The 14,370-nt window shown below is 65.7% G+C and carries 15 protein-coding genes; 10 read left to right on the top strand and 5 right to left on the bottom strand.

Annotated features, from left to right (window positions below):
- Nucleotides 1-13 precede the first annotated feature (13 nt).
- From phnG to LRC39_RS03535, 9 genes are read left to right on the top strand one after another with little or no spacing between them, the layout of a single operon-like run.
- Nucleotides 14-487, top strand: coding sequence for a phosphonate C-P lyase system protein PhnG (phnG, locus tag LRC39_RS03575; RefSeq protein WP_346297469.1), 474 nt, complete (start codon nt 14-16; stop codon nt 485-487).
- 2 nt (nt 488-489) lie between these two features.
- Nucleotides 490-1,092, top strand: a complete 603-nt coding sequence (phnH, locus tag LRC39_RS03570; protein ID WP_346296355.1) for a phosphonate C-P lyase system protein PhnH — start codon at nt 490-492, stop codon at nt 1,090-1,092.
- A gap of 3 nt (nt 1,093-1,095) precedes the next feature.
- Nucleotides 1,096-2,193 carry a carbon-phosphorus lyase complex subunit PhnI gene (locus LRC39_RS03565; RefSeq protein ID WP_346296354.1) on the top strand — a complete coding sequence of 366 codons (1,098 nt, stop codon included), beginning with the start codon at nt 1,096-1,098 and terminating at the stop codon, nt 2,191-2,193.
- On the top strand, nt 2,190-3,068 hold the full coding sequence (locus tag LRC39_RS03560; RefSeq protein ID WP_263990517.1) for an alpha-D-ribose 1-methylphosphonate 5-phosphate C-P-lyase PhnJ: 879 nt from the start codon (nt 2,190-2,192) through the stop codon (nt 3,066-3,068). The genes LRC39_RS03565 and LRC39_RS03560 overlap by 4 nt, the downstream gene beginning before the upstream one ends.
- A complete protein-coding gene (gene phnK, locus LRC39_RS03555; protein WP_346296353.1) occupies nt 3,061-3,879 on the top strand; it encodes a phosphonate C-P lyase system protein PhnK in 819 nt (272 codons plus the stop codon). Before LRC39_RS03560 ends, phnK begins: the two co-directional genes overlap by 8 nt.
- Entirely contained in the window at nt 3,879-4,589 is a 711-nt protein-coding gene (phnL, locus tag LRC39_RS03550; RefSeq protein ID WP_164605178.1) for a phosphonate C-P lyase system protein PhnL, read from the top strand. The genes phnK and phnL overlap by 1 nt, the downstream gene beginning before the upstream one ends.
- An 8-nt stretch (nt 4,590-4,597) precedes the next feature.
- Entirely contained in the window at nt 4,598-5,764 is a 1,167-nt protein-coding gene (locus LRC39_RS03545) for an alpha-D-ribose 1-methylphosphonate 5-triphosphate diphosphatase (RefSeq protein WP_430624920.1), read from the top strand.
- The gene (gene phnN / locus LRC39_RS03540) at nt 5,761-6,345 is read left to right on the top strand and encodes a phosphonate metabolism protein/1,5-bisphosphokinase (PRPP-forming) PhnN (RefSeq protein WP_346296352.1); all 585 of its coding nucleotides are present in this window, start codon (nt 5,761-5,763) and stop codon (nt 6,343-6,345) included. Before LRC39_RS03545 ends, phnN begins: the two co-directional genes overlap by 4 nt.
- Complete coding sequence (locus tag LRC39_RS03535; protein WP_346296351.1) at nt 6,326-6,973, top strand: pyridoxamine 5'-phosphate oxidase family protein; 648 nt, start codon at nt 6,326-6,328, stop codon at nt 6,971-6,973. Before phnN ends, LRC39_RS03535 begins: the two co-directional genes overlap by 20 nt.
- Nucleotides 6,974-7,109: 136 nt before the next feature.
- On the opposite strand, the gene LRC39_RS03530 is transcribed toward LRC39_RS03535, so the two are convergent.
- Nucleotides 7,110-8,084 (bottom strand): Bug family tripartite tricarboxylate transporter substrate binding protein, encoded by a 975-nt coding sequence (locus LRC39_RS03530; RefSeq protein WP_346296350.1) that lies wholly within the window; start codon nt 8,082-8,084, stop codon nt 7,110-7,112.
- Nucleotides 8,085-8,243: 159 nt separating this feature from the next.
- Complete coding sequence (locus tag LRC39_RS03525) at nt 8,244-9,119, bottom strand: IclR family transcriptional regulator (protein WP_346296349.1); 876 nt, start codon at nt 9,117-9,119, stop codon at nt 8,244-8,246.
- Between the two features lie 143 nt (nt 9,120-9,262).
- On the opposite strand from LRC39_RS03525, the gene LRC39_RS03520 reads away from it, so the two are divergent.
- Nucleotides 9,263-9,442, top strand: a complete 180-nt coding sequence (locus LRC39_RS03520) for a hypothetical protein (RefSeq protein WP_107342872.1) — start codon at nt 9,263-9,265, stop codon at nt 9,440-9,442.
- Between the two features lie 7 nt (nt 9,443-9,449).
- Here the strand turns inward: LRC39_RS03520 and LRC39_RS03515 are convergent, their stop codons facing one another.
- From LRC39_RS03515 to LRC39_RS03505, 3 genes are read right to left on the bottom strand one after another with little or no spacing between them, the layout of a single operon-like run.
- Nucleotides 9,450-10,577, bottom strand: a complete 1,128-nt coding sequence (locus LRC39_RS03515; RefSeq protein ID WP_346296348.1) for an ABC transporter permease — start codon at nt 10,575-10,577, stop codon at nt 9,450-9,452.
- A gap of 2 nt (nt 10,578-10,579) precedes the next feature.
- A complete protein-coding gene (gene rbbA, locus LRC39_RS03510) occupies nt 10,580-13,294 on the bottom strand; it encodes a ribosome-associated ATPase/putative transporter RbbA (protein WP_346296347.1) in 2,715 nt (904 codons plus the stop codon).
- Nucleotides 13,291-14,322 carry an HlyD family secretion protein gene (locus LRC39_RS03505; protein ID WP_107357381.1) on the bottom strand — a complete coding sequence of 344 codons (1,032 nt, stop codon included), beginning with the start codon at nt 14,320-14,322 and terminating at the stop codon, nt 13,291-13,293. The genes rbbA and LRC39_RS03505 overlap by 4 nt, the downstream gene beginning before the upstream one ends.
- Nucleotides 14,323-14,370 lie beyond the last annotated feature (48 nt).

The raw sequence follows: 14,370 nt of genomic DNA, 5'->3' as shown, positions 1-14,370 counted from the left end.
CTGGGCAATGGCGATGCACGCCGAAACCACGAACCTCCCCGAACAAGCTGCGATCGCGCGGCGCCGCGCCGCGATGGCGGTGTTGGCTGCGTCGGATACCGCAGCGATCGACGCGCGCGTCGGCGCCCTGGCGCCGCCGGCCTTCACGCTGCTCCGTGAGCCGGAACAGGGACTGGTGATGCTGCGCGGCCGGATCGGCGGCGATGGCGCCGCCTTCAATGTCGGCGAGGCGACGGTGTCGCGCGCTGCGGTGCGGCTCGCCAGCGGCGAGGTCGGGCTCGGCTACACGCTGGGCCGAGATCGGACCAAGGCGAAGCTGATCGCGCTGTGCGACGCGCTGCTGCAATCGGCGGACTATTCGGCTGCGGTCGAGGCCGAGGTGATCGCGCCGCTGCGAACCGAGGTGGAAGCCGCTCGCGCCGAAAAGGCGGCCCAGACGGCTGCCACCAAGGTCGATTTCTACACGCTGGTGCGAGGCGAGGGCTGACCATGACCACCACCGAACTTGCCGCCGGCTTTGCCGACAAGGTGCTCGGGGCGCAATCGACCTTCCGCGCCGTGATGAAAGCGATGGCGCGGCCCGGCCGCATCCAACGCATCAGCGTCGAAGCCGGCACACCGGCGCCGCTGATGCACGGCAGCGCCGCACTGGCGCTGACGCTGTTCGATCACGACACGCCGATCTGGCTCGACGAGACGATCGCGGCGGACGGCACCGTGGCGCAGTGGCTGAAGTTTCACACCGGTGCGCCGCTGACCGGCGATCCCTCCTCCGCGGCGTTCGCGCTGATCGGGGACGGCTCAGTGTTGCTGCCGCTCGAGCGGTTCGCGGTCGGCACGCCGGAATATCCGGACCGGTCGACCACACTCATTATTCAAGTGCAGGCGCTCGGCTCCGGCGCCAGCTTCCGGCTGCACGGTCCAGGCATCGACGGCGAGGCGCTGCTGCAGGCATCGCTGCAGCCGGTCGACCTGTTCGATCGCCTGAATATCAACGCAGCGCTGTTTCCGCGCGGCTTCGACGTGGTGCTGGTGAACGGCGACCAGGTGGTGGCGATCCCGCGTACCACGCGCCTCAGCCAAGGGAGCTGACCGATGTATGTCGCAGTCAAAGGCGGCGAACGCGCCATCGACAATGCCCACCGGCTGCTCGCCGATGCCCGTCGCGGGAAGCGTAACGTGCCGGAGCTGACGCTCGACCAGATTTCCGAACAGCTCGCGCTCGGCGTCGATCGGGTGATGAGCGAAGGCTCGCTGTACGACCGCGAGCTGGCGGCGCTGGCGATCAAGCAGGCGCGCGGCGATCTGATCGAAGCGATCTTCCTGGTGCGGGCATTCCGCGCCACGCTGCCGCGGTTCGGTTCGTCCGAGCCGGTCGACACCGGCGCAATGGCGGTCCGGCGGCGCATTTCCTCGACCTTCAAGGACATTCCGGGCGGCCAGATCCTCGGCCCGACCTTCGACTACACCCACCGGCTGCTCGATCCGCAGCTCGCCGAAGGCGGCGATCCGGCCGAGCCGGCGACAGCGGAAGCCAGTGACGCACCGACGCCACGGGTGACCGACATCCTGCGCCAGGACGGCCTGATCGAAGAGTCACCGGTTGCCGCGGACGACGCAGCCGTGGGCGACCTCACCCGTGAGCCGCTGAATTTTCCAGCCGGACGCGACCTGCGGCTGCAGAACCTCGCCCGCGCCGACGAGGGCTTTCTGCTGGCACTCGGCTATTCCACCCAGCGCGGCTACGGCCGCAACCATCCGTTCGCCGGCGAGATCCGTTTCGGCGAAGTCGAGGTGTTCTTCGAGGCAGAAGACGCCGGCTTCGCGGTGCCGCTCGGCAGCGTGGCGCTGACCGAGTGCCAGATGGTCAATCAGTTCAAAGGCTCGGCGACCGAGGCGCCGCGCTTCACCCGAGGCTACGGCCTCGCCTTCGGCCAGAGCGAGCGCAAGGCGATGTCGATGGCCTTGGTCGATCGCGCGCTGCGCGCGCAAGAACTCGGCGAGGACATCAAGGCGCCGGCGCAGGACGAGGAGTTCGTGCTGTCGCATTCCGACAACGTCCAGGCGACCGGCTTCGTCGAGCATCTGAAGCTGCCGCACTACGTCGATTTCCAGTCCGAGCTCGGCCTGCTGCGCAAGCTGCGCGCCGAATTCAACCAGGACCAACCCGAGCTGCGCGAGGCTGCGGAATGACCGAGGCGACTTACAACTTCGCTTATCTCGACGAGCAGACCAAGCGGATGATCCGCCGCGCGATCCTGAAAGCGATCGCGATCCCCGGCTATCAGGTGCCGTTCGCCAGCCGCGAGATGCCGATGCCTTATGGTTGGGGCACCGGCGGCGTGCAGGTGACGGCGTCGATCCTCGGCCCGGACGATACGCTGAAGGTGATCGACCAGGGCAGCGACGACACCACGAACGCGATCTCGATCCGCAAGTTCTTCGCCAAGACCGCCGGCGTCGCCACCACCACGTCGACGCCGGACGCGAGCGTGATCCAGACTCGGCACCGGATTCCAGAGACGCCGCTGCACGAGGGCCAGGTGCTGGTGTATCAGGTGCCGATCCCCGAACCGCTGCGCTATCTCGAACCGCGCGAAACCGAGACGCGGCGGATGCACGCGCTCGCCGAATACGGCCTGATGCACGTCAAGCTGTACGAAGACATCGCCAAGTTCGGCCACATCGCCACCGCCTACGCCTACCCGGTGAAGGTCGCCGGCCGCTACGTGATGGATCCGTCGCCGACACCAAAATTCGACAATCCGAAGATGGACAATTGTCCGGCGCTGCAACTATTCGGCGCCGGCCGCGAAAAGCGGATCTACGCAATCCCGCCCTATACCCAGGTGGTGTCGCTGGATTTCGAGGACCATCCGTTCACGCGGTATCGCCAGGACGGCTGCTGCGCGCTGTGCGGCGCCGACGATTCCTATCTCGACGAGATCGTCACCGATAACGCCGGCACCCGGATGTTCGTGTGCTCCGACACCGATTATTGCGAAGGCCGCCGCGCCCAGGGCCACACCGGCAGCGAAACCGCACCGATGGAGAGCGTCCATGCTTGACCGCATCTCGTCCGCCGCACCGGGCGCCTTCACCGCGGCCGATCAGCCGCTGCTGATCGCCGATGGCCTGTCGAAACGCTACGGCCGGATCGATGCCTGTCGCGCCGTGTCGTTCGAGCTCTTCCCCGGCGAAGTGCTGGCGATCGTCGGCGAATCCGGATCCGGCAAATCGACCCTGCTACAGATGCTGTCGGGACAGATGACGCCGAGCGCCGGTCGCGTGTCCTACCGGATGCGCGACGGCATCTTGCGCGATCTCGCCGAACTCGGCGAAGCCGAACGCCGGCTGCTGCTGCGCACCGATTGGGGCTTCGTGCATCAGGACCCGGCGCAGGGCCTGCGCATGGCGGTCTCGGCCGGCGCCAATGTCGGTGAACGGCTGATGGCGGTCGGCTGGAATCACTACGGCAAGATCCGTAGCGTCGCCAGCGACTGGCTGGAGCGCGTCGAAATCGACACCGGCCGCATCGACGATGCGCCGCGCACTTATTCCGGCGGCATGCGGCAGCGGCTGCAGATCGCCCGCAACCTCGTCACCGATCCGCGCCTCGTCTTCATGGACGAGCCGACCGGGGGACTGGACGTCTCGGTGCAGGCGCGGCTGCTTGATCTGGTCCGCAGCCTGGTGGCCGAACTTGGGCTCGCCGCGATCGTCGTCACCCACGATCTCGCGGTGGCGCGGCTGCTGTCGCACCGCATCCTGGTGATGAAATCAGGCCGCGTCATCGAGACCGGGCTGACCGACCAGGTGCTCGACGATCCGCGCGAACCCTATACGCAACTGCTCGTCTCCTCGATCCTTCCGGCGTGATGACCATGACCCAAACTCCCGCTCTCGTCGTCGACAACGCCCAGAAGAGTTTCGTCATGCATCTGCAGGGCGGCGTGACGCTGCCGGTGGTGCGGGGCGTCAGCTTCCAGGTTCAACCCGGCGAATGCGTCGTGCTGTCCGGCCCCTCCGGCGCGGGCAAATCGTCGATCCTGAAAATGATCTTCGGCAATTATCGTTGCGACTCCGGCGCGATCCGGATTGCCCATGAGGGTGATACGCTCGACATCGCCACCGCGCAGCCGCGGCAGATCCTCGCCGCGCGCCGCGGCAGCATCGGTTACGTCAGCCAGTTTTTGCGCGCCGTCCCCCGCGTCGCGGCGCTCGACGTCGTGGCCGAGCCGCTGATCGTGCAGGGCACGGCCCGGGAGGCGGCGCGCGAACAGGCCGGCGTGCTGCTGCGCCGGCTGAACATTCCGGAGCGGCTGTGGACGCTGCCGCCGGCGACGTTCTCGGGCGGCGAACAACAGCGCGTCAACATCGCCCGCGGCTTCATCTCGCACACGCCGATCCTGCTGCTCGACGAGCCGACCGCGTCGCTCGACGCCAAGAATCGCGCCGTGGTGGTCGAGCTGATCGCGGAGACCAAGGCGCAGGGCGCCGCGATCATCGCCATCGTGCACGACGACGAGATCCGTGAGATCATCGCGGACCGCATCGTCGACGTCACCTCGTTTGCCGCCGCCGCATGACCAATGGAATGAACGAGACCATGAACAATTCGCAGGAGATGGTGCTGGGCAATGCCCGGCTGGTGCTGGCCGACCGGGTGATCGAACACGGCTGGGTCGCGATCGCCGACGGGGTGATTGCGGAAATCGGCGAAGGCGACGCGCCGAACGGCGCCAAGGACATGCAAGGCGATCTGGTGATGCCCGGCCTCGTCGAGCTGCACACCGATCATCTCGAGGCGCACTACACGCCGCGGCCGAAAGTGCAGTGGAATCCGGTCGCCGCCGTGGTGTCCTACGACGGTCAGCTCGCAACCTGCGGCATCACCACGGTGCTCGACTCGCTCCGGGTGTGGCGCGAGGAAGGTGCCGAGGAGGTGGATGGCCAGGCGATCGTGCTGGCCGGCGCGATCTCGACGGCGCGCGACGCGCAGCTGCTGCGCGCCGATCACTTCCTGCATCTACGCTGTGAAATTCCGATGCCGAACGTGGTGGCGGAGGCCAAGGAGCTGATTGACCGCCCCGACATCCGGCTGATGTCGCTGATGGATCATACGCCGGGCCAACGTCAGTTCCGCGACGAGGAAAAGCTGCGCGATTACTACCGCGGCAAGGGTGCCGGCATGACCGATGCCGAGCTCGACGTGATGTTCGCACGCCGGGTGTACTGCAAGGAGAATTACGCCGACGCCAATATGCGGGCGATCGTCGAGCTGGCGCATCGCTACGAGATTCCGCTGGCGAGCCACGACGACACCACGCCGGAGAACGTCGCCGACGCAGTCCGCGACCGGGTCGCGGTCGCCGAATTCCCGACCACGCTGGAAGCGGCGCGCGAACTGCACCAGGCCGGCATCGACATCCTGATGGGTGCGCCCAACGTGGTGCGCGGCGGCTCGCACTCCGGCAACATTGCGGCGATCGATCTGGCGCACGAGGGACTGCTCGACATTCTGTCGTCGGACTACATCCCGTCGAGCCTGTTGATCGCGGCGTTGCAATTGCCGATGCGCGCGCCGGCGATCGATCTTGCCGCCGCGATCCGCACCGTGACCAAGGCACCGGCCGAAGCGGTCGGCCTCAACGATCGCGGCGAAATCTCCAAGGGCAAGCGCGCCGACCTGATCCGCGTCCATGTCGCGCATGACGTGCCGGCGGTGCGCAGCGTCTGGCGCGAAGGACAGCGCGTGGCATGACCGACATCGCGGTGGCGGAGCAGACGACGAAACTGATCGGCCCGGGGCGGCTGGTGCTGGTGGTCGGCCCATCCGGCGCCGGCAAGGACACGCTGATCAATGCCGCCCGCTCGCTTTGCTCCGACGATACGGCGATCGTGTTTGCGCGCCGCGTCGTCACCCGCGAAGCCTCCGCGGCCGAGGACAATCTGCAGGTCACGCCGGACGAATTCAGCCGCGTCGAAGCCGCCGGCGACTTCGCACTGTCTTGGCGCGCCCACGGCCACGCTTACGGACTGCCGCGCAGTCTCGACGACGACATCCGCGCCGGACGCACCGTGGTGGCCAACGTATCGCGGATGGTGATCGACCCAGCGCGCAGCGCTTACGCCAATATCGTCGTCGTGCTGATCACGGCGCCGGCCGAGGTGCTGGCCGCCCGGATCGCGGCGCGCGCCCGCGCCAGCGACGGCAGCATCACCGAGCGCGTCGGGCGCAGCGTTGCGGCGCAATCCGACGTCACCATCAGCAATGTCGGCGATCCGATCGCCCACGCCCAAGACTTGTTGGAGATCATCCGCCATGGACGCCCGCAGCCCTGACGACCGCCGCACCGCCTTCCCTGCGCTCGACACGGTCGAGGCGCTGGAGGCGATCTATGGCGTGCCGAACGACGCCTCCACCGAAAAGGTGGCGCACTGGATCACGCCGCCCTATCGCACGCTGATCGAGAAATCGCCGTTCGCAGCGCTCGCCACCGTCGGACCCGAAGGACTCGATTGCTCGCCGCGCGGCGACGTCCCTGGCTTCATTCGTGTCCATGACGACACCACGCTGCTGATCCCGGATCGCCGCGGCAACAACCGGATCGATTCCTTGCGCAACGTGGTGCGCGATCCGCGCATCGCGCTGATGCTGCTGATCCCCGGCTCAATCAACGCCTTGCGCATCAACGGCCGCGGCTACGTCACCGCCGACGAGGCCTTGCGGATGTCGTTCGACGTCGAAGGCAAGGCGCCGCGTACCGTGATCGTAATGACGGTCGAGGAAATCTACTTCCAATGCGGTCGCGCGCTGATCCGCTCGGGCCTGTGGGACCCGAGCAAGCAGGTCGCACAAGAATCGCTGCCGACGCCCGGCGAAATCCTCGCTTCAATGACCAAAGGTCGCGTCGGCGGCGAGGCCTACGACCGCGCCTGGCCAGAACGCGCCAAGGCGTCGATGTGGTAGCTTGCCTCCCGCACGTCCACCGTCATTGCGAGGAGCGAAGCGACGAAGCAATCGAGACTCCATACGTTGAACCTCTGGAAAGCTCGTTTCACTCGTCAACGACGCAGCGACGGCCGGCGTTATCGCGCCGGTCCGGTCAGTTCTCTCGCAGTCCGGCCTCCTCGATCACCCGGCTCCACTTCGCGGTCTCGGCATCGATGAAGGCCGCGAACTCGGCGCCATTCAGTCCGTGCGCTTCGAGGCCCTGAGCGATCAGCTTCTTCTTCACCTCGGCATCGCCGAGTGCCCGCAGCACCGCGTCCTGCATCCGGTCGATGATGGGCGCAGGCGTTGCAGCCGGCGCCATGAAGCCGTACCAGCCGGCGGCGACGATCTGCGGGAAGCCCAGCTCGACCAGCGTCGGCGCGTCGGGATAGATCGCGCTGCGCTGGGCCGAGCCGGCGCCGAGCACACGGAAATTCCCCGCCTGGATGTGCGGCAATGCCGAGCTGATCGCCGTGAAGGTGGCGTCGACGCGTCCAGCAAGCAGTTCGGTATAGGCCGCGGCATCGCCACGCAGCGGCACGTTGAGGCCTTTGACGCCAGCGGTCTTGAACAGCAGCTCGGCCGCAAGATGCGGCTGCGAACCGGGCCCGGGCGAGCCAAACGTCAGCCCTTCCGGCTTCAATTTGCCGTAAGCGATCAAATCCGGCAGCGTCTTGAAGTCGGACTTGGCGTTGACGATCAGGAAGATCGGCGCGAATGCCGCCATCGCCACCGGCCGCAATTCGCTGCGCTGATAGTTGAGCTTGCCGAACAGCGCCTCCGCCGTGGCGTAAGGCGCCGCGGCGTACAGGAAGGTGTAGCCATCAGGCTGGCTGTGCGCGACCATCTCGTTGGCCAAGCGGGTGCCGGCGCCGGGCTTGTTCTCGACGATGAACTGCTGGTGCAGCTCGCGCTCCAGGAAATCGTTGATGATCCGCAGCGAGATGTCGTTGGCGCCGCCGGCGCCGTAAGGCGAAATCGTCTTGACGATGCGGGCGGGCCACTCGGACGCAGCAAACGCGGGCCATGAAGGAGCCGCGAAAGCCGCGGCTGTGCCGGCAAGTAGCAGGCGGCGGGTGATCGGCATGGCGTCCCTCCCTATGGTTCGACGCCGCTGGCGCGACGTCAGTCCAAGCATGAACGCGGCCGCAACTCCTGCACAGCGCGACGTTCGGGTGTCTCTCCCTGCAGGCGATGTCCAACCATGCACCTGCCGCTGCCCAGGCAGCGGCAGGTGATTGTCGTCTCACCTCGTATTGGTTTTGGCCGGCCGCTCGCGCGGCGCAGCAGGCTCCGGATGCACGACGAGCGCGCGGATGCTCTCCGCCAGCGCACGCACGCGCGGTCCAATTTCGTGTTCGAGCTGGCCCGGCTGCAGTCGAAACGCCGGGATGCCACAATTGATCGCGAACGAGCGGCCGCGCAGCCGGAACAGCGGCGCCGCGATGGCATGGATCGCCGGCAGGTATTCGCCGAAGCAGGTACAGAATTGCCGCTCGGCGCATTGCCGCAGCCCGTCGTGGAAGAGATCGCGATAGCTCGCCCACATCGCGCCATCGGCGGCTTCGAGCTGCTGTTCGAGCCTGGCGGCCTCGGCCTCCGGCAGGATCGATGCAGCCGCCCGGCCCATCGCGGTTCGCACCACCGGAATCGGCATCCCGATGTCGGGCGTGTGCGGCCCGACGTCGCCCGATCGCGCGGTCTCGACATAGACCATCGACGGCCCGTCGAGCAGACCGATCGAGACGGTGCCGCGCACGCTGTAGGCGAGATCCTGCATCAGCGGGCGGGCCAGCTGGCGAAACGGCATACCAGCAAGCAGCGGATGCAGCATCCGCAGCGCCCGAGCGCCCACCGCGTATTTGGCAATGCGCGCGTCATAGTTCAGGTAACCGAGCTCGGCGAGCGTATGCGTCAGCCGGGCCACCGTCGGCCGGGGAATCCCGGTGCGGACCGAGATCTCCATATTGCCGAGCAGCCCACCGCCCTCGAACGCCTCAAGCACCACAAGTCCCTTCGCGAGCGTCGTCGCAAACGCCCCATCGCTCGCGCTGTCGGCGAGGATGGGTTCGGCGGAGGGGCTGGGCATGAATGTTGGGCGGATGCGCGCGGTCTCAGTCATATTCCAAGTATCGGGAAGAATTTTGGACTTGTCCAATTTATTGCGAATTGAATGCGATCTCGTCCATTATGTGGACAAAACTGCTCAACCCCGGAAGCAACCGATTTCAGGTGTGGCGCGTTGAAAGACGGGAGGAACCCGCCATGAGCGAACGCAAGGAACTCGAGCCGCAGGATTTCCCGATCGAAACCGATCAGACCGCGCTGAAGACCAGCGACGGCCAGCCGATCGCCGAAGCCAAGAGCAAGAAGCTCGCCGACGATATCGCCGATCGCCTCAACGAGCAGGCGTATCGCGAAGAGCAGGACTGCTGGTCGGCCTAAGGCGAAGTCAGTCCTGGGACGAGATGGTCTTGGCGAAGCGAATGCGGCAGATCGCGAGCGTGACAACGCCGATGACGAGCAACGCCAGAAGCTGTCGCCAGACCAGGTCGAGGCCAGCGCCACGGTATAGCACCGCCTGCGAGAACGAGACGAACTGCGTGTTCGGCGTGAACTGCATAACGAACTGCAGCCAAGGCGGCATCGTCTCGATCGGCGTACTGGCGCCGGACAGAAGATAAAGAATAACGATCACCGGGATCGCCAGCAGGCCGAACTGCGGCATCGTGCGAGCGTAAGTCGCCAGCAGCAGACCGAGCGCCGTCACCGAGAACATAAACAGCACCATGCCGAAGGTGAACAGCGGCACCGAGCCGATGATCGGCACACTCAACACGCCTTTCACCATGAACTGCAGCGACAGCAGCGCGGCGATGATGATCACCGCGCCGTTGGCGATGATCTTCGACAGCATGATGTCAAGCGGCCTCACCGGCATCACCAGGAGATGCTCGATGGTGCCGCGCTCACGCTCTCGGATCAGCGCGGCGCCTGTCAGAATGATCGACAGCGTCGCGATGTTGTTGATCACCTGCATCACCGAGGTGAACCAAGCCGAGTTCAGGTTCGGATTGAACTTGGCGTGCATCACCAGATTGACCGGCGCTTTGGATGAGCCGGAATCCTTGCGCAGGTAAGCTGCGGTTTCATTCAGCACGATGTTCTGGATATCGACCGCGCCATTGCCGGCGATCGCCATCGCAGTGGCGTCGACATCGATCTGCACGGTCGGGTTTTTGCCAGAAAGCGCGTCGGATTCGAATTTCGGCGGGATCTCGACGACAAACACGTAGCGACCAGTGTCCATCGCCGAATCGATTTCGGATGGAGCAATGTGTTCGGCGGCGCGGAACAGCGGCGGAAGCATCGCGGCAGCGATCCGGCGCGACAGTTCGGAGTGATCCTCGTCGACCACCGCAACTCGCGCGGCCTCGACTTCCAGTTTGGCGCCTGTGGCGATCGTGTAGATGGCGACGCTGAACACATAGACGATGAAGCCGAGGAGGATGGGGTCGGCCCACAGGCTACGCAATTCCTTGCCGGTGAGGCGATAGATATGCCGTAGCATCGAGCCCATCGTCACGCCTCCTGCTTGCGCAGCGCAAGGATCGCACCAATCAAATAAACCAAGCCAAACCCGAACAGGATCAGCAGGTTCGGCGCCAGCATCCAGAAGCTCATGCCTTTGGTGAAGGCGCCGATACTGACCTCCTGAAACCAGGCGGCAGGGAACGCCTCACCGAACCACCGCCCGGTCTGCGACAGCGACGATACCGGCACCAGCAGGCCGGAGAAGTTGACGGCCGGGATGATCGAGATGATCGCGACGATGAAGATCGCGGCGATCTGCGTGCTCAGGAACGACGAGAACAGGACGCCGAGCGCCGTGGTGGAGAACACGTAGAGCAGCGCGCCGCCGACCAGTGCAACCACCGAGCCCCGGACCGGAACGCCGAAGATCACGATCGCGCCGACTAGCAACAGCACGAAGCTGAAGAACGACAGCAGCGCGTAGGGGATCTGCTTGCCGAGCAGGAATTCCGTCGCGGTCACCGGCGTCGACCGGAAGTTTGTGATCGAGCCGACTTCCTTCTCGCGGACCACGCCGACGGCGGTCAGCATCGCCGGGATCAGCATCAGGATCAGCGTAATCACGCCGGGAATGATCGAGTACACGCTCTTGAACGCTTGGTTGTAGCGGAACCGGGTCTCGATATTGATCGGCGCGGTCGGCGACGCCATCGCATGCCGCCGATACTGCTCGGCGAGATAGGCCTGCGACAGTCCGGTGACGTAGGACCGAATGGTCTCGGCGCGGAACGGCATCGCACCGTCGATCCACACCGCCACTTCCGGCGACTTGTTGGTCAACAGGTCGCGTCCGAAACCGTGGGGCACTTCGATCACCAGCTTCAATTCGCCGCTGGCAAGCCGCCGATCGATGTCTGCCGCGGACTTGATATCCGGCGCCTGCTGGAAGTATCGGGACCCGGAGAAACTCTCGAGAAGTTCGCGACTCTCCAGCGTGTTGTCCTGGTCGTACACCGCGTAGGTCAGGTTCTCGACGTCGAACGAGATACCGAACCCGAAGGTCAGCATCAGCACCAAGGGGCCGAGGATCGCAAAAGCGAGCCGCAGCCGGTCGCGCAGGATCTCCATCGTCTCGCGGCGGGCGTAGGCCCAGAGCCGCGCCGGGTTGAACCAGTGCTGCTTGGTCGTCGCCTCGCGCGACGCGGCGAAGCTGTCCTCTTCACCGTCATGTTGAACCCCAGTCGCCTCTTCCAGATAGGCGATGAAGGTCTGCTCGAGATCGGCAGCGCCGCGGCGCTCGACCAGCTCGTGCGGCGCGCCGACCGCCAGCACCTTGCCGGCGTGCATCAGCGAAATCCGATCGCATCGCTCGGCCTCGTTCATGAAGTGGGTCGAGATGAAGATGGTGACGCCGTCCTGGCGCGACAGCCCGATCAGCATCCGCCAGAACGAATCCCGCGCCACCGGATCGACGCCGGACGTCGGTTCGTCGAGAATCAGCACTTCGGGGCGATGGATCACCGCGACCGCGAGCTGCAGCCGCTGGCGCAGACCGAGCGGCAGGCTGTCGGGCCGGGAGTCGGCAACATCGGCAAGATCGAACCGCGCCAGCATCTCGGCGACGCGATCGGGAATCTGCGCGCTCGGCAGTTCGAACAATTGCGCGTGCAGCAGCAGGTTCTGCCGCACCGTCAATTCGGAATACAGCGAGAAGCTCTGCGACATGTAGCCGACGCGCTTGCGGGTCGCCATGTCGGACGCGTCGAGCACTTCACCGAACAGCCGCGCCTCGCCTTCGGTCGGAGTCAGCAGGCCGGTCAGCATCTTCATCGTGGTCGACTTGCCGCAGCCATTGGAGCCGAGGAAGCCGAAGATCTCGCCGCGCTTGATCTGGAAGTTGACGTGGTCGACCGCGGTGAAGTCGCCAAACCGGCAGGTCAGGTTCTCGGCTTCGATCGCGTAGCCGTCTCCGCTGTTCGGCAACGGCGGCAGCACCACGTCGGCATAGTCGGCGCGCATCTCGGCCGGCAGCAGCGCGATGAAGGCTGCATCCAGTGTCGGCTGCTTGGTCTGCGCCCGCAGTTCGGCCGGAGCTCCGGCACCAATCACCTTGCCGTCGTTGAGGGCCGCGAGCCAATCGAACCGCTCGGCCTCTTCCATATAGGCAGTGGCGACCAGCACGCTCATCTGCGGCCGCCGCTTGCGGATGCGATCGATCAGCTCCCAGAACTGCCGGCGCGACAACGGATCGACGCCGGTCGTCGGCTCGTCGAGGATCAGCAGATCCGGATCGTGGATCAGCGCGCAGCACAGCGACAGTTTCTGCTTCATGCCGCCGGAGAGTTTGCCGGCAGGCCGATCGCCGAACGGCGACAGGCCGGTGGCGCGCAGCAATTCGGCGATGCGTGCCTTGCGTTCGGCCGTACCCTGGCCAAACAGCCGGCCGAAGAAATCCAGGTTCTCGAACACCGACAGCGTCGGATAGAGATTTCGGCCGAGGCCCTGCGGCATGTAGGCGATCCGCGCCGCACTGGCGGCGCGATGACGCGCGTCGCGCATGTCGCCGTCCAGCGCCAGCACATCGCCGCTCTGGATCCGACGTACGCCGGCGATCAGCGCCAGCATCGTCGATTTGCCGACGCCGTCGGGCCCGATCAGGCCGACCATCTTGCCGGCGGGTAATTCCAACGTGACGTCGTCCAGAGCATGTATCGCGCCGTAGGCGTGAGTGACATGCGTGAGACGCGCGGCGAAGCCGGTCATTGCGGCAGCTTGACCTGCAGATTATCCGGCCATGGCTTGTCGCTGTCCGTGCGCAAATACGCCATCCCGCGCACGCCGGTCTTCACCTCGCGCTCGTATTTGCGCAGCAGGTCCGGAGGCAGCGTCAGCTTGACGCGGAACATCAGCTTTTCGCGCTCGTCCTTGGTTTCGACCGCCTTCGGGGTGAACTGCGCTTCGCTGGCCACGAAGGTGACCTTCGCCGGCACCACATATTGCGGGATCGCGTCGAGGATCAGCCGGGCGTCGGAGCCGTAGGCCAACGCGGCGGCGACGCTCGCCGGCACGAACACCGTCATGTAGACGTCGGTGAGGTCGACCAGCGTCAGCACGCGGGAGCCGGCACCGAGCACTTCACCGGCCTGCGCCAGCTTGTACTGAATGCGGCCGCGGCGCGGTGCCTTCAATTGCATATCGTCCAGCACGGTCTTGATCCGCGCCACTTCGGCGCGAGCGGCATCGATCGCAGCCGTGGCGTCACTGAGGCTCGCCTTCGCGGCGATCAGCGCCGCGTCGGCGACGTTCTGCGCAGCCTGGCGCTGGTCGCGAATTTCGGCGGTGGAGAAACCTTTTTCGAACAGCGCTTCGGCGCGGCCGAGCTGCTGAGCGGCGAGCTTCTGTTCGCTTTCCCGCTGCAGCACCATCGCTTCAGCGACCGCCTTGCTCTGCACGGCGCGGCGCTCCTGCGCTTCGGCAGCAAGGAGCTGGGCCTGAATGTCGGAGACGTCCATCTTCACCAGAAGCTGGCCCTTCTCGACCTCGTCGCCCTCCTTCACCAGAACTTCGGCGATCCGGCCCGCCAGCTTGGTGGCGATCTCGACCTGTTCGGATTCGAGCCGGCCGTTGGCCGAGGCAAAGCCCGCGGGCAGCCGCTTCGGCATTAGCTTCTGGATCAGCTTGTCGAATTTATCGTCGGCGTGAGCGGGAAGCGGGCCGGCCAAAATGCCGGCTCCGAGACACAGGGCGCTGAACAGCCGGACACCACGGCGGGTCGGGTGGAAGATCGTCATCATACGGCTCCGGAATCACGGACTGAACAGTGAGCGCCCCCGCCTCAG

The sequence above is a fragment of the Rhodopseudomonas sp. P1 genome (genome assembly GCF_039642825.1).
Taxonomy (GTDB): Bacteria; Pseudomonadota; Alphaproteobacteria; order Rhizobiales; family Xanthobacteraceae; genus Rhodopseudomonas; species Rhodopseudomonas palustris_H.
This window is presented reverse-complemented; position numbering and strand designations above follow the sequence as displayed.